Source organism: Desulfobacterales bacterium (assembly GCA_034520365.1).
Lineage (GTDB): Bacteria > Desulfobacterota > Desulfobacteria > Desulfobacterales > Desulfosalsimonadaceae > M55B175.
This window is the reverse complement of record JAXHNP010000007.1, coordinates 984405-1007032: the sequence shown is the minus strand read 5'-3', so window position 1 is coordinate 1007032 and position 22628 is coordinate 984405. Positions and strand designations below refer to the sequence as shown.

Annotated in this window: 21 protein-coding genes; 13 read left to right on the top strand and 8 right to left on the bottom strand. The window is 53.8% G+C overall.

Annotation, left to right across the window (positions count from 1 at the left end):
* Positions 1–236 precede the first annotated feature (236 nt).
* From U5L07_18650 to U5L07_18640, 3 genes are all read left to right on the top strand, one after another.
* Positions 237–689 carry a YbhB/YbcL family Raf kinase inhibitor-like protein gene (locus U5L07_18650; protein MDZ7833772.1) on the top strand — a complete coding sequence of 151 codons (453 nt, stop codon included), beginning with the start codon at positions 237–239 and terminating at the stop codon, positions 687–689.
* 349 nt (positions 690–1038) lie between these two features.
* Positions 1039–1533, top strand: coding sequence for a ferritin family protein (locus tag U5L07_18645; protein MDZ7833771.1), 495 nt, complete (start codon positions 1039–1041; stop codon positions 1531–1533).
* A gap of 138 nt (positions 1534–1671) precedes the next feature.
* Complete coding sequence (locus tag U5L07_18640; protein ID MDZ7833770.1) at positions 1672–4041, top strand: efflux RND transporter permease subunit; 2370 nt, start codon at positions 1672–1674, stop codon at positions 4039–4041.
* On the opposite strand, the gene U5L07_18635 is transcribed toward U5L07_18640, so the two are convergent.
* The gene (locus tag U5L07_18635; protein ID MDZ7833769.1) at positions 4038–6431 is read right to left on the bottom strand and encodes a sucrose synthase; all 2394 of its coding nucleotides are present in this window, start codon (positions 6429–6431) and stop codon (positions 4038–4040) included. The genes U5L07_18640 and U5L07_18635 overlap by 4 nt on opposite strands.
* 266 nt (positions 6432–6697) lie before the next feature.
* Between U5L07_18635 and U5L07_18630 the strand changes: the two genes are divergently transcribed.
* Entirely contained in the window at positions 6698–6895 is a 198-nt protein-coding gene (locus tag U5L07_18630) for a ferredoxin (protein MDZ7833768.1), read from the top strand.
* A 93-nt stretch (positions 6896–6988) separates the two neighbouring features.
* Positions 6989–7969: a nitronate monooxygenase gene (locus U5L07_18625; protein ID MDZ7833767.1), complete on the top strand. Its 981-nt coding sequence runs from the start codon at positions 6989–6991 to the stop codon at positions 7967–7969.
* A 56-nt stretch (positions 7970–8025) separates the two neighbouring features.
* On the opposite strand, the gene U5L07_18620 is transcribed toward U5L07_18625, so the two are convergent.
* Positions 8026–8748 carry an enoyl-CoA hydratase gene (locus U5L07_18620; GenBank protein ID MDZ7833766.1) on the bottom strand — a complete coding sequence of 241 codons (723 nt, stop codon included), beginning with the start codon at positions 8746–8748 and terminating at the stop codon, positions 8026–8028.
* Between the two features lie 16 nt (positions 8749–8764).
* The gene (locus tag U5L07_18615; protein ID MDZ7833765.1) at positions 8765–9253 is read right to left on the bottom strand and encodes an MMPL family transporter; all 489 of its coding nucleotides are present in this window, start codon (positions 9251–9253) and stop codon (positions 8765–8767) included.
* Between the two features lie 77 nt (positions 9254–9330).
* On the opposite strand from U5L07_18615, the gene U5L07_18610 reads away from it, so the two are divergent.
* The 3 genes from U5L07_18610 (at position 9331) to U5L07_18600 (ending at position 10805) form a co-directional block, all read left to right on the top strand.
* Positions 9331–9453, top strand: coding sequence for a hypothetical protein (locus U5L07_18610; protein MDZ7833764.1), 123 nt, complete (start codon positions 9331–9333; stop codon positions 9451–9453).
* Positions 9454–9562: 109 nt separating this feature from the next.
* The gene (locus tag U5L07_18605; protein ID MDZ7833763.1) at positions 9563–10036 is read left to right on the top strand and encodes a metallophosphoesterase family protein; all 474 of its coding nucleotides are present in this window, start codon (positions 9563–9565) and stop codon (positions 10034–10036) included.
* A 13-nt stretch (positions 10037–10049) separates the two neighbouring features.
* Complete coding sequence (locus U5L07_18600; GenBank protein ID MDZ7833762.1) at positions 10050–10805, top strand: lysophospholipid acyltransferase family protein; 756 nt, start codon at positions 10050–10052, stop codon at positions 10803–10805.
* A gap of 5 nt (positions 10806–10810) precedes the next feature.
* On the opposite strand, the gene carB is transcribed toward U5L07_18600, so the two are convergent.
* The 5 genes from carB to U5L07_18575 form a co-directional block, all read right to left on the bottom strand.
* The gene (gene carB / locus U5L07_18595) at positions 10811–14011 is read right to left on the bottom strand and encodes a carbamoyl-phosphate synthase large subunit (GenBank protein MDZ7833761.1); all 3201 of its coding nucleotides are present in this window, start codon (positions 14009–14011) and stop codon (positions 10811–10813) included.
* A gap of 119 nt (positions 14012–14130) precedes the next feature.
* Positions 14131–15534, bottom strand: a complete 1404-nt coding sequence (locus tag U5L07_18590) for an amidophosphoribosyltransferase (protein ID MDZ7833760.1) — start codon at positions 15532–15534, stop codon at positions 14131–14133.
* Between the two features lie 57 nt (positions 15535–15591).
* On the bottom strand, positions 15592–16470 hold the full coding sequence (locus tag U5L07_18585; GenBank protein ID MDZ7833759.1) for a phosphatidylglycerol lysyltransferase domain-containing protein: 879 nt from the start codon (positions 16468–16470) through the stop codon (positions 15592–15594).
* A complete protein-coding gene (locus tag U5L07_18580) occupies positions 16467–17060 on the bottom strand; it encodes a flavodoxin family protein (GenBank protein ID MDZ7833758.1) in 594 nt (197 codons plus the stop codon). Before U5L07_18580 ends, U5L07_18585 begins: the two co-directional genes overlap by 4 nt.
* Positions 17053–17841, bottom strand: a complete 789-nt coding sequence (locus U5L07_18575) for an exodeoxyribonuclease III (protein MDZ7833757.1) — start codon at positions 17839–17841, stop codon at positions 17053–17055. The genes U5L07_18580 and U5L07_18575 overlap by 8 nt, the downstream gene beginning before the upstream one ends.
* Before the next feature lie 432 nt (positions 17842–18273).
* On the opposite strand from U5L07_18575, the gene U5L07_18570 reads away from it, so the two are divergent.
* From U5L07_18570 to U5L07_18550, 5 genes are all read left to right on the top strand, one after another.
* Positions 18274–18825: a cyclic nucleotide-binding domain-containing protein gene (locus U5L07_18570; protein ID MDZ7833756.1), complete on the top strand. Its 552-nt coding sequence runs from the start codon at positions 18274–18276 to the stop codon at positions 18823–18825.
* Position 18826: 1 nt separating this feature from the next.
* Positions 18827–19744: a radical SAM protein gene (locus U5L07_18565; GenBank protein MDZ7833755.1), complete on the top strand. Its 918-nt coding sequence runs from the start codon at positions 18827–18829 to the stop codon at positions 19742–19744.
* On the top strand, positions 19728–20540 hold the full coding sequence (cbiR, locus tag U5L07_18560) for a cobamide remodeling phosphodiesterase CbiR (GenBank protein MDZ7833754.1): 813 nt from the start codon (positions 19728–19730) through the stop codon (positions 20538–20540). Before U5L07_18565 ends, cbiR begins: the two co-directional genes overlap by 17 nt.
* Positions 20541–20571: 31 nt before the next feature.
* Positions 20572–21636, top strand: a complete 1065-nt coding sequence (gene cobT / locus U5L07_18555; GenBank protein MDZ7833753.1) for a nicotinate-nucleotide--dimethylbenzimidazole phosphoribosyltransferase — start codon at positions 20572–20574, stop codon at positions 21634–21636.
* Positions 21637–21717: 81 nt separating this feature from the next.
* Positions 21718–22557 carry a sugar phosphate isomerase/epimerase family protein gene (locus U5L07_18550; GenBank protein MDZ7833752.1) on the top strand — a complete coding sequence of 280 codons (840 nt, stop codon included), beginning with the start codon at positions 21718–21720 and terminating at the stop codon, positions 22555–22557.
* Positions 22558–22628 lie beyond the last annotated feature (71 nt).

Genomic DNA, 22628 nt, shown 5'->3' with positions numbered 1-22628 from the left:
GCCCGGGCTCGGCAAAATGATTTAAAAACAAACCCCAAAGATGCTAAACCATACTTTCTCCCATATCCGCGGCATCGGCCCGAAAGCCGGACCTTCATCTAATTGAAAAGCTGAAACACCATTGGCAGCCCTTCTAAGTAACTACCTGATGAGAGACCCAAAAATACATGCTATCCCCTATTGATTCACCCGCCGCATTGCCGATAAAATAATCTAAAAAAGAAAGGAGGCCCTGTATGAAACTGACGAGCAATGCCTTTGAAAACGAGGGAAAAATTCCGTCCAAATACACCTGCGACGGAGAAAATGTCAGCCCACAGCTCACGATTTCCGATGTGCCGGCAGAAGCCAAAAGCCTGGTTCTGATCATGGATGATCCGGATGTTCCCAAACATATCCGGGAAGACGGTATGTGGGACCACTGGGTGGTGTTCAACATTTTGCCGGATGTCCGGGAAATACCGGAAGGCCAGGAGCCGCCGGGTACTCCGGGGCTTGGCACGAACGGGGATACCGGCTATTTCGGCCCCTGCCCCCCGGACCGGGAGCACCGGTATTTTTTCAAACTTTACGCCCTGAACACCATGCTGGACCTGCCGGAAAAAACCGACAAGCTAACGGTTGAGAAGGAAATGACAGAAAATGTCATTGATAAAGCCCATCTCATGGGAAAATATGAAAGGGTTTAGCACCTAACTCCGCACGCCTTCTGAGTAAGACCGTCATCTTGCCGGCAGGCTTATGGCCTAAAGGACTCTAAGCCGGTTTGCCCGGCAGGGCAAATTTGTTCTGTCTTTTCTTAGGCAGGCACGGTGGCCTGCCCTACGGCCACATGCGTCGTAGAGTCGGCCACCGTGCCGACTAATTGTCCGTTAGCAGGACCGTGGTTATGGGTTTTGCGGTTAGAACAAATTAGCCGTGGTTTGCCCGGGTTGTCGATTGACATCCGGGCAGCTTTCTGTCATATGAGTATAAATACAGAAAGTTATTTACCTGCCGCGGCATCTCCGAACAGCAGTCGGATGCGCCGACTTTTTAATGATGCGTCCCAATCAGGAGGAAATGATGGAGAAGGGATTTCAGTCCCTGGCCGAAGTAATCGATTTTGCCGTCCGCCGGGAGGAAGAAGCCCATAATTTCTATAAATCCCTGGCTGAAAAAATTGACGACCCATTTTTAGAGCAGCTATTCCAAGAATTTGCCGAAGAAGAGGCCAAGCATCAAAAGAGCCTCCTGGAACTGGATGCCGCCGGCATTGAACGCATTTTCAGCAATATCACAGAAAAAATCAACAACTTGAATATCGCCGCCCGGGTACAAGATGTGCCCCCGGACACCCGGCTCGACTTAAAACAGGCACTTATCCTTGCCATGAAGCGTGAAGAGAAATCCCACCAGTTATACGCGCTGCTTGGCGAATTATCCACGGATGAAACCATCAGCCTCTTATTCGTCGGGCTGGCCCGGGAAGAGGCCAGTCACCGCCATCGCATTGAAAAAGCCTATCAAACGCTTTTTGGAGAGCCGGTATAAGCCTCTGGCATGCACTAATTATGCGTTGTGCTGAGGGCCACAACGTGATATCAGTTGATCGCAAAAATGCCCGATGCAATGCGATACGGATTAACCCTGAAGCCAGGATGAACGGACTGGCAGACTGCAGCAGCCCATATGCCGGAAAAACATCAAGCGCCCATTGAAAATTGGTTTGAGCATATCAGCAGAAAAATCATCCGATTCCGGTTTCTCTGGCTCGTCCTGATTGCCGCCGTTTTCCTTATTTCCGCACTAGGGCTGCCCCGGCTCGAATTCGACACCTCGATTGAAAATTACTTTCCAAAGGACTCCCCGCTTTTTGCCAAAAAGCAGGAATTTAATGAGCACTTCGGCAACAGCGATTTTGTGGCCTGCCTCATAAGGTCCGATAACATCTTCAAACCGGAAATCCTTCGGATGATGCAGTCGCTTGGCCGGGAATTGGAAGCCAAGGTACCGTTTGCCGACGAGGTCATCTCACTTACCGATATCATCTACGCCCGCCCGGAAAACGGCCGCATCACCCTCGATCAACTGGTGCCCGATCCCGTGCCGAGCGATCCGGAGGCAATCGAGGGCATCCGAAAAACGGCCATGTCCAAGGAATTCCTGGCTGATAAATTCGTATCCCGGGACGGCACCGAAGCCTGGCTGGTTTTGCAGCTAAAGCCCTACCCAGCGGACTGGAAGGATGCCCAGCACCTGTCTCCCACCAATGCCGTGGGCAAAAAAGCCCTGGAGATCCTCTCACAGCCCGAATACCAAAAATTTAATATCCAGCCCACGGGCTGGCCGGTCTTGGTGTATGAAGAGCTCGTATTCACCAAGTACGAATCCAGCCGCCTGATGACGGCCGCGGTCATCCTGGCGGTTATCGTCCTGACCCTTTTTTTGCGCTCCGTCCGCGGTGTTTTAACCCCGTTTTTGATGGCCGGGATTTCGCTTGTCATCGTGTTCGGCATCATGGGATTTCTAAACATCAGTGTAAACGCCCTGCTTTTCAGCGTGCCGGTGGTTTTGATCCTGGCGATTTCCATTAGTTACTCCATCCACCTGTTCAACTACTTCAACCGGGAATTCCGCGCCAACGGCAGCCGGAAGGAAGCGGTATACCGGGCGGTCCGGCGGGCGGGCTGGCCGATCTGTTTTTCCGCATTAACCACCATCGGCGCCCTGCTCTCCTTTCTGGCCATTCAGCTGACCCCCATCCATTGGCTGGGCACCACATCGGCAGCCCTGATATTCTGCAGCTATCTGCTGTTGATGATCCTGGCCCCCATCCTCTTAAGCTTTGGCAAAAACCGGGCCGCCCCTTTGGAAGGACCCAAAACGCCGGTATTGTGGAGTGATAAATATTTTGTCAGCCTCACCCGCTGGATTTTTAATCACACCAAAACGGTCATGCTGGTATATGTCTGCATTCTTCTATTCTGCACCTACGGCCTGACAAAAATCGAAATAAACATTGACACGGAAAACACCTATGGACCGAACGTCCCCTATGTGAACCGGCTGTTAGATATTGCCGAATCCGATCTCGGCGTTTTTAATACCTACAACGTGATCCTGGATTTTAAACGGCCGAATGCGGTAAAAAACCCCAATATCTTGAAAAATTTTCAAATTTATACCCAGAAGGTCCAGGATCTCACGCTCACCAAAAATACCTACTCGATTCTGGGGATTTTAAAAGAAATGAACCGGCTGAAGCATGGGGGCGATGATGCCTACTATCGGCTGCCGGACAAATTTATCGGGCTTGGCGAAATTTTCATGGAGTATGAAATGCTTGGCAAAGGCCCCGACCTCTCGCGCTGGGTCAGTGATAATTATTCCATGATAAGGCTTCAGGTGGGCACCAATGACTTAAACGCCCAGGAAACCGTCCGTGAGATGGATTTCCTCCAAAAAACCGCGCATGAATTGTTTCCCGAGGCGGAAATTACCATCACCGGCGGGATGCCGGAATATGCGGCCTTAAACCATTATGTGGCCAGAGGCCAGATCTATTCCCTGGGCATCGCCTTAAGCGTGATCGCTATTCTAATGATCATTGTGTTCAGAAGCGTTAAACTGGGCATGATCGGACTGATTCCGAATATTACGCCCCTGCTGGTGGTCGGCGGGTTTATGGGGCTGACCCACACGCCGCTTGATTTTCTGACCATTACCATTGCCCCGATGATTCTCGGGTTGTCCGTGGATGACACCATCCATTTCCTGGATTATATCAAAAGCGAATTCCACCATACGCAGGATTATTTTCAGGCCACGGCCTGTGCCCTAAAAGTGGTGGGACGGGCCCTGTTTATAACAACCACCATCATCGTGGTCGCATTCAGCATCTACGGGTTTTCGAACCTGCATATCATGGTCAATTTAGGCGTACTGATCATTCTGGGCATCACCTCGGCGCTTCTGGCTGACTACTTTATCACCCCCATCCTGATTAAATGGGCCCATCCGTTCGGCAAAAAGCGCCAATCAGCCGGGGAGGCCGGCTAGTTTGCAATTGACTCGGCCCGGGCTTTTAAGAACAGATGGTATAAAAGCTCACAGTAGCGGTCCATTTTGATCATGCCCGCCTGGGACTCGGTGTAGCGCCAGAAGCCGTAGAGTTTGGTCAGGCGGATCAGCTTATCACTGTATAAATGCCAGGTGAACTTTTCCCTGACCCGGGCCATGCTGTTCTCTGAGATCTGCGGCCAGCAGTTTTCATCCTCATGACAGTCCCGGATAAACTCCCAAAGCACATCCGCGATTAATTCCGGCTTGCTGGTATTCATCAGAAAACCGCTTTGCCGGTCCACAATAATTTCGGAAGGCCCGCCGAAAATGGGACCGAACGTGGGCAGGCCGCACTGCATGGCCTCCAGGATAGTCAGGCCGAAGGCCTCAAATAAGGCCGGCTGCACGAAAAACCCCTGGTTGTCGGCAATAATCCGGTAGACCTCGCCGGTTTCCTGTTTTGGCACGCTGGGCAGCCAGCGGATATGGCCGTGCAGACCGTATGTGCCGATCAACTCATACATGCGCTGGATTTCACTGCGCTCTTCATTATCCTGGGATTCTTCCACGTGGATGGTGCCGGCGGCCACGATCAGGTTGCAGTGCTTGCGAAGCTCCGGATGCTGGCCGAACGCCTCCACCAGCCCGGTGATATTTTTGATCCGGTCGAGCCGTGCCATGGTAAAAATGGGAATCTGTTCCGGGTTTTCCAGATACCCGTGGATATCCGCCGATTCCTCTGTAAACAGGCGGTTTTGCCAATAGCTGGTTTTGCTCGTGGGCCGCTTGTCCGTTTCATAATAGGGAAAATAATTGGCCTCATCCACCCCGGGCGGCACCACGTTAAACTTGGGGTTAAACAGGTTGATCCCATTTACCACCTGATGGAGACCGGGCATGGTGTAGAACTGGTAGGACTCATACTGGCCGAACCGGGACTCCGTGCCGGCGATCTCCTGGTAAGTGCTGGTAATGATAAAATCAGACTTGTTCATGGCCAAAAGATCCGCGGTAAACTGGCAGGAAAAATGATAGTCCGCCTCCATATCCTGCCAATACAGGTCGGAGAACAGGTACTTGGTTTTCTCCAGCGCATGGGCGATGGTGCACTGAATCACATCCATGCGGTCGGATAAAAGCGTGGCCACCAGATTGCCGTCCGAATAATTGCCGATAATCAGATCCGGCCGCCCCTGGAATTCAGCCATAAGCTCCCGCTCGCAGTCATCGGCGAACCGGTCCAGATAGGGCCAGATCCGAAACCGCGAGATCCAGTCCGGGTGCTGCCGGCCGTTTTCGTCATGAAACGGAATCCTTAGAATATAGGAGCTATTCGTGCCCACAATATCTTCCTTGGGCTGATTACAGGCGGTGTCCACGGCATTGGGGATAAGCCGGGTGAGTACGATAATGCGGGGGACAACATCAATCCCCGCCAGCTCAAATTCTTGGGTTAAGTGTTTCTCCAAAGCGCGGACCTGATCAAGAATATATATGACCTGGCCGCCGGTATCCGGTTTGCCCAGGACATTTTCCTGCCCGAACCAGCCGTGGGGGGAGAGAATCGCCACCTTGGAGATCATGGGGATCCGGGATATGAATTCTTCGAGCCCCCCGCTGCTGGGCTCATGGAAAAGCCCGTGGAGCAGCTGCATGGTTTCCAGAATCCGGCCGGCATTCTTCCCCCATCCCGGCTCAAACCCCTTGCTTTTCAGCTGGGGTTCCAGGTTTTCATACGGCAAATCCGGATCCAGCCGCTCCACGTCTTCAATGAATTCCTCCAGCGCGTCAAGAAAGTCCCCCATATCATTCAGGATCGCGGCATTGACCAGAAGCTGCTGCCCATTGATGCGATGCAGCCGCAGAAACTCAAACAGCTTGCGGCCCCATTCTTCCGCCTGATGGAACAGGCTGCTGGACATGTGCTTATTCAAAAAGCTGATGCCGTTGCCCACGTTTTTGACATCCCGGATTTCCGGGGAGTAATCATAGAACGGCAGAAAATCGAGCTCCAGCGCATGCCGGTTGGCTGCCGCCCGGTTGCCCAATATATAGGCATCCTTATAGTCGAGATAGCGGTTGACCGTAATTTCCTCCAGATAGTCAAAGGCACCGGAGAGTCGGTAGAACCGGTACCGGCCCATGGTATAGCGGTGGAGGACAAGCGCGATATTTTCCATAAACAGGATTTCAGGGATCTTGTTTAAGAACTTGGCGATCTTAGAATTATAGGTAAACTCGCTCTCCTTATCATGATCCCGGCACCATTTAAGCCATTCCAGCCAGATATCGTTTCTCAGAAAATAACGCTGGTCGAAGTTCTTCAGGACAAAAAGAAAATCCGCAAACTCCTTCTGCTCAGCTTCCGGTATTAATTTGGCGATCATATTGCTCACGCGCGACTCCCTTCGGCGCTATCTTTCACCTAAAAAGATATTGAACTTTCTGCGAACCTAAATTGCCTTAATCTGATGCGGCGGTTCAAGTCAAGCGCAAAAAAATTCCCTCATCCGGGTTAACCCCGGCCTGTTAACTTTTCCAATCCATTTGTGCTTCTTCATTTGACATATTTTGATCTTTTGCTTAATTTAATGATAACGCGGAATTGATGATCACCATAGTATATTAACCGATTTCTGAAAAGGGGGACCTTATGGCCAAAAAAGTTGTTATTGATCAGGATGAATGTGAGGGCTGCGAGAGCTGCGTGGAACTCTGCCCGGAGGTGTTCGGGTTTGATGAGGACCGGGAAGTGGCCTATGTCATCAAACCCGAAGGCGGGCCGGAGGATGAAATCGAGGAAGCCATCGACTCCTGTCCAACGGAATGCATTTCTTGGGAAGAAGATTAAACGCATCATTGCTGCGATGCGGCCCTTTTTAAAAACCACCCAGGCCTCCTGCTAAGGGGGCCTTTTCTTATTCTGACATAAGCGATAAAACCAATGATCAAAACACCCATCACTGAATTTTTCGGGGTTGAGCGGCCGATTGTGCAGGGCGGCCTCATGTGGGTGGCCAGGGCCGAATTGACCTCTGCCGTGGCCAATGCCGGGGGCATGGGTTTTATGACCGCTCTCACACATCCGGATCCGGAGGATCTGCGGGCGGAAATAAGGAAATGCCGACAAATGACCGACAAACCTTTTGGTGTGAACCTGACCTTTCTGCCGACGCTTCGGCCGCCGGATTATCCCGGCTATATTAATGTCTGTATTGAGGAAGGCATTGAATTTATTGAAACAGCCGGCAGAAACCCCGAAGCCTATATGGAACAGATCAAATCCGCCGGCATCAAGGTGCTTCACAAGTGCACATCCGTCCGCCATGCGCAGAAAGCCCAAAAAATCGGCTGTGACGCCATCGGCATCGACGGCTTTGAAGCCGCCGGCCACCCGGGCGAGGATGATGTCACCTCCTTAATCCTGGTGCCGCTTACCCGGGATGCCATTAGCGTGCCGCTGCTCGCCTCGGGCGGGTTTGCCGACGGCCGCGGCCTGGTGGCGGCCCTTGGCCTCGGGGCGGATGGCGTCAATATGGGCACCCGATTTCTCGTCACAAAGGAGGCGCCGGTCCACGAAAACGTCAAACAGACGATTTTGAATGGCAGCGAACGGGACACCCGGCTGATCATGCGCACTCTTCGAAACACGGAGCGGGTCATGCATAACACCGCGGTGGACAAAGTGATTGAAATCGAAAACCAGCCGGGCGAGACCCAGATCGAGGATATCGTCCCCTATGTGGCCGGCCGGGTGGGCAAGGAGATGCTTGAAAACGGCGACATGGAGGCTGGCGTGCTCTCCTGCGGCCAGTGCATGGGGCTAATAAAGAGCATCCCCACCTGCCAAGAGCTTCTGGATCAGATCATGGAGCAGGCCGAGACCGTTATCAAAGAAAAATTTTCATCGGTTATCCTCGAATAAGCCCGAAATCCCTGAGTATGCCCGGCACATATTAACCGATTATTAACAGACCGGGCTTATTGACCGGATTTTAGATGCTGACTGAGGAATTGGTCAAACCCCTGCCGCTCCCGGGCGAGGGCGGATGCCAAGGACTCCGTGTTCCGGGTTTCAATCAGCTTTTTGACGATACCCAGCATATCCGGATTAAGCCTCGCCATTTGGCGGGCGATTTCCCGGGCCCTTGGCAGAAGCATCTCATGGGGTACCACCTCGTTTACCAGCCCCCAGCGGCATGCCTGCTCCGCCTGGATAAAGGCCCCGGTAAAGGACATCTGCTTGGCCCGCTGCTGGCCGATCGCCTGCTGCAGCAGCTGGGTCATCCCCCATCCCGGATGAATGCCGACCTTTGCATGGGTATCGGCAAAAGAGGCCTTTTCCGAGGCAATCAGAAAATCGCAGTTTAATGCCAGTTCAAATCCGCCGGTGATGGCATGCCCGTTAATGGCGCCGATCAATGGCTTTTCAAAAGCGGAAAGGATATCCATCAGGTCCGTGCCGTCGCCCCGGGGATCAAATAGGTTTTCCTTGGCAATGATCCCCAAATCCAGCCCTGAGCAAAAGGATTTTCCGTTGCCGGTTAAAACGGCTGCAAGCAATTCATCGTTTTCGGAGACCGTCTCCAGCGCGTCATAGAGCTGGGCCAGAAGCGCCTGGTTCATTGCGTTTCGCCGGTCCGGACGGTTTAAAATAATCCAGGCGGTGCGCCCTTCAATATCCAAAAGTACCGATTTTTCCATTTACTCCTCCTTTTTTCTAATTATCTCCATGCACCGGAAGCGGCGGGAGTTTGGGCTTAAAAATCAATACCAGGGGTGTCAGCACGAACATATCCCCGATCATGGCAAACCCCATGGCAAAGGCGGTCAGCATGCCGAACATCTTGGTCGGCAGGATGCTGCCCAGAAACAGCACAAAAAATCCGCAGAAAAGCAGGAGCGTGGTCATGACAATCGGTTTGCCCACATCGGCAAACGTCTGAATGACCGCTTCGCCGGCATCTTCTTTTAACCCGCTGTTCCGCCGCAACCAGGCGATAAAATGGATGGTATCATCCACGGCAATGGCGATGGCCAGCAGGATGGCGCCCATGGTATTGGTGATGATGTTGAATTTCTCCCCGCAAAGCACATAGAGGCCCACTGCCCAGATCAGAATCACCAGGAGGTTTACCTCGCAGAGCAGCGCCAGGCTGAATTGCCGCAAGAGGATCACCATCAGAATAAATATGAGGATGAGAATCACCGGATTCAAAAAACACCTCGATATGATTGTTATGGGACTGCTGAAAGAAACCATAGAGGAAAACCAGGGTAAACAGCATGACCACCCCGAAAATGGGCCGGGGCCGGGAAAGGATGACATCAATAACGGTATTGATAAACGTTTTGGGCATGCGCGAGCGGGCAGACAAATTTTTTATTGACCGAAAACCGATTGCCTGAAAAAAATAATAGGCTGAATCGTTTATTGTGAAATGTCATCCCAACTTTTATAGATGAATCGCAGAAATGTAAACCCTTTTGCCGGCATCCGCCGCGATTGCAAGAGCCAATGAAAAACAGTCAGCAAACCATCGGCCTGATATCAGACACCCACGGTCTGCTTCGGCAGAGTGCCATTGAGGCCTTGAAGGGTGTGGATCTCATCATCCATGCGGGCGATATTGATGAACCCGAAATACTGGATCGACTTAACCGGATTGCGCCGGTTTACGCGGTATTGGGCAATATGGACCGGCATCCGGGGCTTGGCCGTCTGCCGCGGTTTGATATGATTGCGGTCGGGGACATCTATATCTGCATCATCCACGATCAACACCAGTTGGACCTCGACCCGGCGGCTGCCGGGTGCTCGGCGGTGGTCTACGGCCATTCCCACCGGCCGGCCCTCCGGAAAAAAGACGGGGTCTTCTACGTTAACCCGGGCAGCGCCGGACCGCGGCGATTCAAGCTGCCCATCTCCATCGGGTTTTTGGATATAAACGGGCGCGAATGCACCCCCAGGCTGATGGAAATCAACGAATAGAGGATATGAATAGATGAAACAGCGTCTGATCGCAATCGGCTGGTTTACATTCGTCAGCCTGACATCGGTGCTCTTTTTTTTAGTCGCCCTTTTGATACGGCTTGTTACATGGCCGTTTGACCGGAGAAAGATCATTCTGCAGCAATTTACCTGCTTTTGGGCGGCGCTTTACACATGGATCATCCCGGCCTGGCGGATCCGGATCGAGGGACGGGAACACCTCCCCCGACAAACGACCCATGTGGTGGTTTCCAACCACCAGTCCCTGCTGGACATCCTGGTGATGTTCAACCTGTTTTTCCACTTCAAATTCGTATCCAAGATCGAAATCTTCAAGATCCCGCTGATCGGCTGGAACATGTCGTTAAACAACTATATCAAACTAAAGCGCGGGGACAAAAAAAGTGTGGCCCGGATGCTGGCTGACTGCGAAAAAGCCATTGAACAGGAAAACTCGGTACTGATCTTTCCGGAGGGCACCCGCTCGCCGGATGGCCATATAAAGGAGTTCAAGCTGGGCGCTTTTAATCTGGCCTTAAAGATGCAGACGCCCATCTCGCCCATTGTCATCGCCGGAACCAACGCGGCCCTGCCCAAATACAGCTTAAATTTTCACGGCCGCACGGATATCCGTATCCGGGTACTGGAACCCATCCCCTATGAATCCTTTGCCCACCTGTCGGCTGAGGAGACCGCCAAAATGGTCCGGCAGGTGATCATCAATGCCCATGAGGAAATCAGGGGGCAGACCTCGGAACGTTCCGGATAGGCCGATTACTTGATATCCGCATGGTATTCCTGGAGCGATTTAGGCGAAGACGCGCCCATCAGACGCGCATTAATCCCCCGGGCGGCGGCCATGGCGGCGGCCGTGGTGGTAATATAGGGCACCTTATAGTTAATGGCCGCCTTTCGGATATAGGAGTCATCATCCTGGCTTTCCCGGCCGGTGGGCGTGTTCAATACCAGCTGGACCTGCCCGTTTTTAATGCCGTCCACAATATCCGGCCGGCCGTAGCCCAGTTTTTTCACCACGTCGGATTCAATGCCGTGCTCCGCCAGAAACTCATGCGTCCCCTTGGTGGCCCGGATGGCAAAATTTAAATCCGTAAACAGCCGAGCCGGCTCCAGCACTTTAGGTTTGTCCGCATCCGCCACCGTAATCAGCACCGTCCCCTTCTGGGGCAGCGGCGTTTGGGTGGCCTCCTGAGCCTTGAAAAAGGCGAGGCCAAAGGAATCCGCCATGCCCAGAACCTCACCGGTGGAGCGCATTTCCGGCCCCAGCAGGGGATCGACTTCCGGGAACATGTTAAACGGGAAGACCGCCTCCTTGACCCCGAAATGGGGGATCAGTTTGTGCTCCAGATCAAAATCATCCAGCCTGGCGCCGAGCATGATCTGGGTGGCAATCCGGGCCATGGACACATTGCAGACCTTTGATACCAGGGGCACGGTGCGGGAGGCCCGGGGATTGGCCTCGATGATATAGACCGTATCATCGGCGATGGCATACTGAATGTTCATCAGCCCCACCACATTTAACTCCATGGCGATTTTCCGGGTGTACTCATTGATGGTCTCAATGTGCTTGACCGGGATGCTGACCGGCGGGATCACGCAGGCCGAATCCCCGGAGTGGACCCCGGCCAGCTCGATATGCTCCATGGTGGCCGGAACGAACGCATCCGTGCCGTCGGCGATGGCGTCGGCTTCCGCCTCGATGGCGTTTTCCAGAAACTTGTCAATCAGAATCGGCCGCTCCGGCGAGACATCCACGGCCATGGCCATATAACGCCTCAGCATCTCCTCGTCATGCACGATCATCATGGCGCGCCCGCCCAATACATAGGAGGGCCGGACCATCAGGGGATATCCGATTTGTTTGGCAATTTTTAAAGCCTCATCCTCGGAAAGCGCCATATCGGATTCCGGCTGCGGAATGCCCAGCTTGCGCATAAACTGCCGGAAGCAGTCCCGGTCTTCGGCCTGTTCGATGGTCTCCGGGGTGGTGCCGAGGATCTTAACCCCCGCATCCCGTAGTTCCTTGGCGATATTCAAGGGCGTCTGCCCGCCGAACTGAACAATCACGCCCTCAGGATTTTCCTTTTCATAGAGGCTTAACACGTCTTCCACGGTCAGGGGCTCGAAATAGAGCTTATCCGAGGTATCAAAATCCGTGGACACGGTTTCCGGGTTACAGTTGACCATGATGGACTCATACCCCGCATCCCGGATGGCAAAGGCCGCATGCACGCAGCAGTAGTCGAACTCGATGCCCTGGCCGATCCGGTTGGGGCCGCCGCCCAGGACCATGATCTTCTTGCGATCGGTTACTTCAACTTTATCCGGGGCATTATAGGTGGAATAATAATAGGCGGCATCGGCCACGCCGCTTACCGGCACCGAATCCCAGGCCTCGACCATGCCGAGCGCTTTTCGCTTCTCCCGGATCTCTATTTCGGGTATCCCCAGGAGCTGGGCCAGATATTTATCCGCAAACCCGTCTTTTTTGGCCTGGATCAAAAGCCCATCCGGCGGCAGCGTGCCCACATGCGAGAGGATTTGCTCTTCGAGGTCGACGAGCTCCTTCATCTGCTCGATAAACCAGGCCTTGATATGGGTTTTCTCATGAAGGGCCGCAACGGTTGCGCCCTTCCGCAAGGCCTCGTACATGATAAACTGACGTTCGCTCGACGGCGTATTTAACAGCATCATCAGCTCATCCAGGGGCTTCCGGTTAAAATCCCCGGCAAACCCCAGGCCGTAGCGGTTGTTCTCAAGCGAGCGGATGGCCTTCTGCAGGGCCTCCTTATAATTTTTGCCGATGCTCATAACCTCGCCCACGGCCCGCATCTGAGTGCCCAGCTTATCGTCAATCCCCTCGAACTTCTCAAAGGCCCAGCGGGCGAATTTCACCACCACATAATCCCCGCCCGGCGTGTATTTTTCCAGGGTGCCGTCACGCCAGTAGGGGAGTTCATCAAGCGTCAGACCGCCGGCCAGAAGCGAGGACACGTAGGCAATGGGAAACCCGGTGGCCTTGGAGGCCAGCGCTGAGGACCGGGAGGTGCGCGGGTTGATTTCAATCACCACCACCCGGCCGGTCTCGGGATTATGGGCAAACTGGATGTTGGTGCCGCCGATGACCTCAATGGCCTCGACAATGGCATATGAATAGGCTTCCAGGCGCTCCTGGAGCTTTGGATCGATGGTCAGCATCGGGGCCGTACAGTATGAGTCCCCGGTATGAACGCCCATGGCATCCACATTTTCGATAAAGCAGACAGTGACAATCTGGTTCCTGGCATCCCGGACCACCTCAAGCTCAAGCTCCTCCCAGCCCATAACGGACTCCTCAACCAAAATCTGATTGACCCGGCTTGCGGCCAGCCCCCGGGCCGCCACCACCCGAAGCTCCTCCACGTTATAGACATGCCCGCCGCCGGTGCCGCCCATGGTATAGGCCGGCCGGATCACCACCGGATAGCCCAGCTCCTCGGCCACTGTTTCAGCCGCCGCCACCGAGGTTACCGCCTTGCTCTCCGGCATCTCGATGCCGATGCGGTCCATGGTATCCTTAAAGGCCGTCCGGTCCTCGCCCCGCTCGATCGCATGAAGGCTCACCCCGATGGTCCGGACATTGTATTTATCCAGCACCCCGGCCTGATGGAGTTCTGAGGTAAGATTCAGTCCGGTTTGCCCCCCCAGGTTCGGCAGCAGGGCATCCGGCCGCTCCTTTTCAATGATCCAGCTCAATGTCACGAGATTTAAGGGCTCAACATAGGTCACATCCGCCATGTTCGGATCAGTCATGATCGTGGCCGGATTGGAATTGACCAGTACGATTTTATACCCCAGCGCCCTGAGCGCCTTACAGGCCTGGGTCCCGGAGTAGTCAAATTCACAGGCCTGGCCGATAATGATCGGTCCGGACCCGATGATCATGACCTTGTGGATATCTTCATGCTTGGGCATATATGCTCCTTTGTAAATTGGGTTTTGGGTATTGGGTTTTCGGTATTGGGTTTTCGGTTTTAGGTATTGGGTGTTGGACTTGATTCTGAATTTAGATGTTCACCACTAATACCTAATACCTAAAAATGGCTGGAGCCATCCCAGCAGTGAGTACATAGTTGTGATTTCGGCAAACCGATGGCATTGACCATATCCTCCAGCAGCTGGAATTTAAGCGAGGTCAAGAGCAGCTGCTTACGGATTTTCTCCACCATGGCCCGATTCTTTTCAGACCCGGATACCGCATATTCCTCTATGGCATCCATATTACCGGCCTCAAGCCCGTATATCACCTTGCGGCCGATCAGATCCAGAGTGGACCGGGAGGCGGAAAAATTCAAAAACTCGCAGGGGTAGATCAGCGTCGGGCACGCGGTCCGCATATGGACCTCTTTGGCGCCGAAGTCGAACAGAATCTGGACATTGTCCTTTAGCTGCGTGCCCCGGACGATGGAGTCGTCACAGAACATCACCCGTTTTTTTCTGATCACCTCAGGAATGGGAATCAGCTTCATTTTGGCCACCAGATCCCGCAAGTGCTGATTCTGTGGCATAAAGCTCCGGGGCCAGGTGGGGGTGTATTTGACAAACGGCCGGCGGTAGGGAATCTGCTTTTTATTGGCATAGCCGACGGCATGGGCGATGCCTGAATCCGGGATCCCGCTGACAAAATCGATCGGGATGTCATCGCGCTCCGCAAGCGCCCAACCGCAGTGATAGCGGACTTCTTCCACATTGATATTCTCATAGCTGGAGGCCGGGTACCCGTAATAGACCCAGAGAAACGAGCAGATCTGCAGCTCATCGCCCGGCGCGGAAATCTGTTCCTGCCCGTCTGCCGTCAAAAAAACGATCTCGCCCGGCCCCAGATACTTCTCGATTTCATAGCCCAGGTTAAACAGCGCGCAGGATTCTGAAGTGGCGGCAAAAGTGCCGTTCCGCCGGCCCAGCACAATCGGTGTCCGCCCCAGCCGGTCCCGGGCGGCATATATGCCGTCCTTGGTCAAAAGCAGCAGGGAACAGGAGCCCTGGATGATTTTCTGGGCATAAAGAATCCCCTCCTTAAACGTCGCCTGCTGGTTGATCAGCATGGCCACCAGCTCCGTGGGGTTGACCGCCCCTTCAGAGGCTTCGGAGAAATGATGGCCCTGCTTGAAGGCGTAGCGGACGATATCCGCCATATTGTTGATTTTGCCCACCATGACGATGCCGAACGTCCCCAGGTGCGAACCGATAATCAGCGGCTGGGCATCGGTGTCGCTGATCACCCCGATCCCCTTTTTACCACTCAAATTCGGCAGCTCAGGTTCAAGCTTTGTCCGAAAGTAAGTATTTTCAATGTTCTTAATCGACTTGGTGATTCCGTGCCGGTTCTGGAATGCAAGCCCCCCGCGCTTGGTGCCAAGATGCGAATGATAATCCGTCCCGTAAAAAACATCGGTCACACAATCCTGCTTGGACACACACCCGAAAAAGCCGCCCATAGTCTACTCCCTCCGGCCCCTCTGCCATGTCGGGCCAAATTTTGCCGACCGTCATCCTTAAAACCGGATGCGGTATTTCTTTAAAAAATCCACCGGCTGATAGGAAAGTTTGGCCTGCTTAAGCCCTTCATCCCCCAAATCCGCCTCACGGTTGACCCAGCGCACCGTATCCGGCTGATGGGCCAGAAACAACTGATTGATGGCCTGATAACTGCCCTTGTAATCCGGGCAGCCTTTCTCAAAATGAATGGCCAGGGTATCCGGCGAAAGCATCTCGCCGATGGTATAGGCCACAATCAAATCATCCACAAAGATACAGGCCCCCCTTATGCCGGCCAAACTATCCCAGCTGCCCAGCGTTTTCATGATCGCCTGGTTTTCATCTTCAAGCTGCCTGAGTGACTCACAGGCCCGCCAGGTACACCAGTCATTCTGAAGCGCCATGGCCTGATCAGCAAACTCGCCGGTCATCTCCACATAGGTATAGGTATTTTTTTTCTTAAACTGATTGACCAGGTTCTTTTTCTTGTGAAACTTGTTGCCCTTCAACTCCCTTAACTCCCGGGCATCATAGAGGTAATCCCATAGATCCCGGTCATGGGCGGTAACCACCCGGTCGCCAAAGCTCTGCTGCCAGATATCCGCCAGGGTCTCGGGCACCCGGATAAAGGTTTTGAAATCATCCGCATAATCCGCCTGCCAGGCCGCCCAGTCCGCGCCATGCCAGTCTCCGACCGGTGCCCACAAAACAGCCTCCGGCCGGTGCTGACGGATAAAGGCCAGCTCCCCGGTCCAGGCGATTTCCAGGCCATATATATCCGCCCAGGCAAACAGGTTAATAAACCCATAGTCCGAGGCGACCTCAGGGCATTGGGCCAGGCAGGCCTGATAGGCGCGCTGATGCGAGCGGTCAAGGGGTTCAAAGGAGAGCCTCATGCCGCCTCCCGGACTGCTTTGGCAAAGGCCCGGCCCCGCTCAAAGGCCGTATCCATATATTCCGGATGGGAAAGCACATCGCCCTCCAGATCCAGCCCGCGAACCAGCAAAGAATCCCAAAGTTTCATATCCAGCACATCGAAAAAATACTTCATGGAAAGAAGCATGCCGTCAAAAAGTTTTTTGCCCGTGGTCGCGCCCACGGAAATCAAAAACCCCTGCCGCACCGGCGTCCACTGATTGTAGGGGGTCTGGTCGATCCAGTATTTTTTGACCCACAGCGACTGGCAGCGGTCCATGAACATCTTCATATGGGCGCTGACCGTATAGAAAAATATCGGGGTGGCAACCATCAGCCCCCGGCAGGCCAGCACCCGATCCCGAACGGCCTGGAAATCATCTTTAATAACACAATCCCCGTCCTTTTTGCATCCGTAAATTTCAAGGCAGGGGGAAATTTTATGGTCCCGCAGAACAATCTCATCCACCGACGCCCCGGCCGCTCTGGCACCTTCGACCGCCCGTTTCAGAAGGGTGGCGGTATTGCCCTGCCGCCTGGGACTGCCATATACCGCCGCAATATCATACATGGTTTACCTCCAAAATCAGCCCCACCGGACAGTGGTCTGAGCCGTGAATGTCATCGGCAATAAATGCCGCTTGGAGTTGATTGTTTTCAACCAGGTCCGAGGTGACCCAACAATAATCGATCCGCCACCCGGCATTGCGCTCCCGGGCCCTGGACCGGTAGCTCCACCAGGAATATTTAACAAGATCCGGATGCAGATACCGGAAGGTATCCACATATCCGGCCGCGGCGATGGCATCCAGCCAGTCCCGCTCTATACGCAAAAACCCGGAGGTATTGGCGTTGGCCCTGGGATTTTTGAGGTCAATTTCATTGTGGGCCGTGTTGTAATCCCCGGTGATGATGAGGCTTCTGCCCCGGGTTTTCAGGCGGTTGGCGTATTCAAAGAAATCCCGGTAAAAATCGAGTTTATACCGGAGGCGCTCCTCGCTCATCTGGCCGTTGGGGAAATATATATTAAATAGCACAAACTTGCCAAAATCAAACTCAAGAATCCGCCCCTCCGCGTCATAGGCCGGTACACCGATCCCATAGGAAACGGATTTGGGCTCAAGCCTCGTCCAGGCGCCCACGCCGGAATAGCCCTTTTTAACCCCGCAGTGTGACCAATAGGCCGTATAGCCGGGGATCTCCGTCATGGTTGCATCGAGCTGGGGGGCCTGGAGTTTAGTCTCCTGGATGCAAAAAACATCCGCATCCAACGCCTTAAACGCCTCCCAGAAGTTTTTTTTCAATACCGCGCGCAGGCCGTTCACATTCCATGAAACCAGCTTTATTGTCACCCGTCCCTCCTTAACAGACCGCTTCCATGGATATTCCATCGGTTCCCATGAACCGGGTGGAGACGAAACCGACATGATGTAACTGGTCACAGTAACGGCCATATGCCATGGGGCAGCATGCCGGCAAAAAAAATAATCTTAATAAAAATGGTGAGTTAGACCGCAAGTAGCCCTATATCAAGGCATCCCAAAAAACGCAACGGCAAAAATGGCTCAGCCCATCCTGACTGCAGGCGATCTCCCGGGATGCGAAAAATCTTGAAGACGCCAAGCGCCTGCCGGACAAAACCACAGGCCAGTAAATGTTTATTCCCGCCTAACTGCCTTTAATAAACAGCTTTCTATTGACTGCCCATTGATCTGCCGATATGATCCTTTATGTTGAAAAAGCACAATCTTGGCCCAACCCCTAACCCCCAGGCAGGTGCCACCATGAAGGAAGAGACGCAAATCGACAGATTTCTGCCGGAGCTCAAAAGCATTAAAATCTTTCACTGGCTGCATGAGACCGAACTGCGAAAGCTTTTGATCATTTCAACCATCCTCCACTATGATGATGGCGAAACCATCATCAACCAGGGTGATGTGGGCAACCACATTTATGCGGTCCTCAAAGGCGAAGTGGAGGTTTCCGTAAGGGATAAAAACGATAAGAAAGTGGTGATCTGCAATATCGGCGAAGGGGAAATTTTTGGGGAAGCCGCCATATTTCTGGCCTCCAAGCGCACCGCCAATATTGCCTCCACCAAAGAGACCACGGTAATTCGGATCAGCCGCCAGGATCTCATCTATTTTTTCAAAACCCATCCGCATGCCGGCAACAAGCTCCTGATGCTGATCGTTTTAAGCCTGTTGGAGAAGCTCCGGCATGCCAATGAGGACCTGGTGCTGGAGAAACAGCCGGTGGTGGATTTCGGACAGGCCGCCGATCTGATCCAGGAATTTATCCAGGAATCCGGACGCCCGCCCGGCGCATCGGAATAATATGGAAAAAACCGAGCCCGCCTATATTCGAACTCACGCATCCGGCGCGCTTTCCGAAAAAATCCGGGACAGCCGGCAGATTCTTGAAAACTGCGAACTCTGCCCCCGCCGATGCGGGGTGAACCGCCTCGCCGGCGAGACCGGCCTCTGCAAAACCCCCGAAGAAGCCCAAGTCTCCTCCTTTAACGCCCACTTCGGCGAGGAAGCCCCCCTGGTGGGGCGAAACGGCTCGGGCACGATATTTTTCACCCACTGCAACCTGATGTGCTGCTTCTGCCAGAATTTTGACATCAGCCATGAAGGCTGGGGCAGCAGGGTAAATGACGAAGAGTTGGCCGCCATCATGATCGCCCTTCAGGATGAAGGCTGCCACAATATTAACCTGGTCACCCCGTCGCACGTGGTTCCGCAATTCCTCTCCGCCCTGGAAAAAGCGATTGCCGCGGGCCTAACCCTTCCCATTGTCTACAACTCCGGCGGATACGACCGGGTGGAAACCTTGCGGCTGCTGGAGGGCGTGGTGGATATTTACATGCCGGATTTCAAATTCTGGAATTCGGCCATTGCCGAGGCTGCCTGCGATGCGCCGGATTATCCGGATGCGGCCAAAGCCGCCATAAGGGAAATGCACCGGCAGACAGGCGACCTTAAAACCGATGAACACGGTATCGCCCGCTCCGGACTTTTGGTCAGGCACCTGGTCCTGCCGCAAGATTTGGCCGGCTCCCGGCCCATCATGCGGTTTCTCCATGATAATGTCTCGCCAGACACCTATGTAAACATCATGCCCCAGTATCGGCCCTGCGGCAATGTTCATCAAGCAAAAGGCCTGGACCGCCGGATAACTTCAGCGGAATTCCAGGCAGCGCGCGAGGCCGCCCGGGAAGAAGGGATCATTCGACTTGACCGGATCAGATAGCCTGAAAAAACCCTGGCCGAGCCTGTCCCAATCTTATAAAAAGGCCTATCATTTTCGGCTGGCCACCACCTCGTTTATCTATCCGGATTTTATGGCGCCCAATGTCCGGATGCTTGCCCCCTTTGTGGATGAAATCGAACTGCTGTTTTTTGAAAGCACCTATCCGGAAAGCCTGCCCCAGCCTGATGAAATCCGGGAGCTCGTCCGGCTGTCTGAATCATTCGGCATCACCTATAATGTGCATCTCCCCTTAGACATTTCACTCACCGCAGCCGGGGCTAAAGAGCGGCAGCAGGCCGTGGATACGATCAAATACTGCATAGATCTGGCCGGGCCCCTATCGCCCACCACCTGGACGCTGCACCTGCCCTATGGGGAAGAAGATGCTGAAAATTTTAATCACTGGCGGGACCGCACCCAAAAGAGCCTTGCCGAGCTATGCCCGTCGCATATAAAGGGCTCGCTTATATCCGTCGAGACCCTGTCCTACCCGCTTGATTGGATCTCCGATCTTTTGGCCGCATTCGACCTTTCCGTTTGCCTGGATATCGGCCACATGGCGGTCCACGACATGGATTGGATCCGTTTTTATGAAAATTTCACCCATAAAATTCCGATCATCCATTTATACGGCTTTCAGAAGGCGCATGAGCACCTGGGCCTTGATCAGATGCCGCTTGATATCCGCCAGGGCCTAAGTGATATCCTGGGCCAGTTTACCGGCACCCTATGCCTGGAAGTCTTCTCATTTAACCGTCTCGAGGCCTCGCTTAAAATTCTTTCCCAATTGGCTTGACCGCCGCAAAATTTTTTTAAAGGAGAAACAGATGTCATTACTGAAAGATACCATTCGAAAAATCCCGGCCATTGATCAAACCGTTTATGAAAAGGCCCTGGACCGGCTGGCCAATCAGGCCCGGCCGGCCGGAAGTTTGGGAATGCTCGAGGAAGCTTCAGCCCGGCTGGCGGCGATCAAAAAAGACCTGGATGTCAGGCTGCCGCATAAATATATCCTGACCTGCGCCGGTGATCACGGCGTGGTCGCGGAAGGCGTGAGCCTCTTTCCCCAGGAGGTAACCGCCCAGATGGTTTATAATTTCACCTCCGGCGGGGCCTCGATCAATGTGCTGGCAAGGCATGCGGGCGCAGAGGTCCGGGTGGCGGACTTTGGGGTGAACTACGATTTTGCTCCGGATCTGCCCATATTCCATAAAAAGATCGCCAAGGGCACCAAAAACTTTTATAAAGAACCGGCAATGCAGCGGGATCAGGCGGTCTCCGCCATTGAAGCGGGCATTGAAACCGTAAACGATCTATGCGCGGCCGCTGATGTCGATTTGCTCGGTACCGGCGACATGGGCATCGGCAACACTACGCCCTCTTCCGCCATTATTGCGGCCTTTTCCGGGATTTCCCCCGAAAAGCTGACCGGCCGGGGAACCGGGCTTGATGATCAGGGACTTTCCCGCAAGACGGCGGTGATTGAAGCCGCCCTGAAAAAGCATGTTCCGGACCCGAATGACCCCATTGATGTGCTGGCCAAGGTGGGAGGATTTGAAATTGGCGGTATCGCCGGTATTGTCATTGGCGCGGCGGCCCGGGGGATACCGGTGCTATCCGACGGCCTGATATCAACCGCCGGCACCCTGATTGCCGCCGAGCTCTCGCCCGCGGTCAGGCCCTACCTGTTTGCGGCGCACCAGTCCATGGAAATCGGCCATCAGTATATGCTGGCGCGGATCGGAATAGAGCCGCTGCTCCATCTCAACATGCGGCTGGGCGAAGGCACGGGGGCGGCGCTTGCCATGGAAATTCTGGATGCCGCCACCCGGGTGCTGGCTGAAATCAAGACCTTTGACGAGGTAAACATCGAAAACGCGCATACCGGCTGAACGAATCGGTTTTTCCTTGACAGTTTGGGGATACGGGTAAAAAAATAAAGCCTTTATTAACTTTTTGCGGGATTTAGGCCAATGACCCTGAAAGATCAGATCTATACCCCCTCTCAGCAGGAAATCATCCGGCGGGTGCAGGTGAACCTGCCCTTTGTTATGCTTGCGGCCGAAGACTGGCAGGAGCTGGTCTTTGCACTGGATTTGAATCCGGAGATCGGGCTGGATGCCGCGGCGCTTGACCGGTTTTCCCCGTCGGACTTTTCCGCAATGGCGGGTAGGCTCCACGCCCATGGGCTTTCGGTGACAATACACGGCCCGTTCCTGGATCTTTCCCCGGGGTCACCGGATCCGGCGATTCATGAGACCACCTGCGGACGCTTCCAGCAAATGATCGATGCGGCCGCCGTCTTCCAACCCAAAACGATTGTCTGCCATGCTGCCTATGACACCTTTCGCTACGATTTCTGCCGGGACGTATGGTATGCCAGAAGCACTGAAACCTGGCAATGGGTGGCAGACTCGGTAAAGCGCTGCGGCGCCCGGCTGATGCTTGAAAACGTATATGAAAGATATCCTGAGGATCTTTTGCGGCTCTTATCCCAATTTGATCCGGATCATGCGGGATGCTGCCTGGATGTCGGCCATCTGTCTGTTTTCAGCCGCGAGCCCCTTTCCCGATGGATAAAGATACTCTCCCCATGGATCGGGCAATTCCACTTGCATGACAACCACGGCGACTTTGACGCCCACCTGCCGATGGGGGCCGGAAACATCGATTTCAAGCCCGTGTTTGACTTTGCTGCCGGCAATGAAACCAAACCGATTATTACCCTGGAACCCCACCGCAAGGCGGATTTCCGGTCAAGTATCCGCTATCTGGATAAACCCGATGTATGGGGCCAAATTTCAGATATTTAAAATTATAGATGCGGTTCGATTGGGCTTGACAAATCTATTATTCCCTATTAAAAACAATTTTTCTAAAGAAT

Coding starts and splice junctions, on each gene's coding strand:
- U5L07_18605 (MDZ7833763.1), top strand. CDS start 9,563: ATGAAAAACAGTCAGCAAACCATCGGCCTGATATCAGACACCCACGGT.
- U5L07_18590 (MDZ7833760.1), bottom strand. CDS start 15,534: ATGGGCGGCTTTTTCGGGTGTGTGTCCAAGCAGGATTGTGTGACCGAT.
- U5L07_18610 (MDZ7833764.1), top strand. CDS start 9,331: ATGACCACCCCGAAAATGGGCCGGGGCCGGGAAAGGATGACATCAATA.
- U5L07_18570 (MDZ7833756.1), top strand. CDS start 18,274: ATGAAGGAAGAGACGCAAATCGACAGATTTCTGCCGGAGCTCAAAAGC.
- U5L07_18550 (MDZ7833752.1), top strand. CDS start 21,718: ATGACCCTGAAAGATCAGATCTATACCCCCTCTCAGCAGGAAATCATC.
- U5L07_18630 (MDZ7833768.1), top strand. CDS start 6,698: ATGGCCAAAAAAGTTGTTATTGATCAGGATGAATGTGAGGGCTGCGAG.
- U5L07_18585 (MDZ7833759.1), bottom strand. CDS start 16,470: ATGAGGCTCTCCTTTGAACCCCTTGACCGCTCGCATCAGCGCGCCTAT.
- U5L07_18565 (MDZ7833755.1), top strand. CDS start 18,827: ATGGAAAAAACCGAGCCCGCCTATATTCGAACTCACGCATCCGGCGCG.
- U5L07_18640 (MDZ7833770.1), top strand. CDS start 1,672: ATGCCGGAAAAACATCAAGCGCCCATTGAAAATTGGTTTGAGCATATC.
- U5L07_18620 (MDZ7833766.1), bottom strand. CDS start 8,748: ATGGAAAAATCGGTACTTTTGGATATTGAAGGGCGCACCGCCTGGATT.
- U5L07_18635 (MDZ7833769.1), bottom strand. CDS start 6,431: ATGATCGCCAAATTAATACCGGAAGCTGAGCAGAAGGAGTTTGCGGAT.
- carB (MDZ7833761.1), bottom strand. CDS start 14,011: ATGCCCAAGCATGAAGATATCCACAAGGTCATGATCATCGGGTCCGGA.
- U5L07_18600 (MDZ7833762.1), top strand. CDS start 10,050: ATGAAACAGCGTCTGATCGCAATCGGCTGGTTTACATTCGTCAGCCTG.
- U5L07_18580 (MDZ7833758.1), bottom strand. CDS start 17,060: ATGTATGATATTGCGGCGGTATATGGCAGTCCCAGGCGGCAGGGCAAT.
- cobT (MDZ7833753.1), top strand. CDS start 20,572: ATGTCATTACTGAAAGATACCATTCGAAAAATCCCGGCCATTGATCAA.
- U5L07_18625 (MDZ7833767.1), top strand. CDS start 6,989: ATGATCAAAACACCCATCACTGAATTTTTCGGGGTTGAGCGGCCGATT.
- U5L07_18650 (MDZ7833772.1), top strand. CDS start 237: ATGAAACTGACGAGCAATGCCTTTGAAAACGAGGGAAAAATTCCGTCC.
- U5L07_18645 (MDZ7833771.1), top strand. CDS start 1,039: ATGATGCGTCCCAATCAGGAGGAAATGATGGAGAAGGGATTTCAGTCC.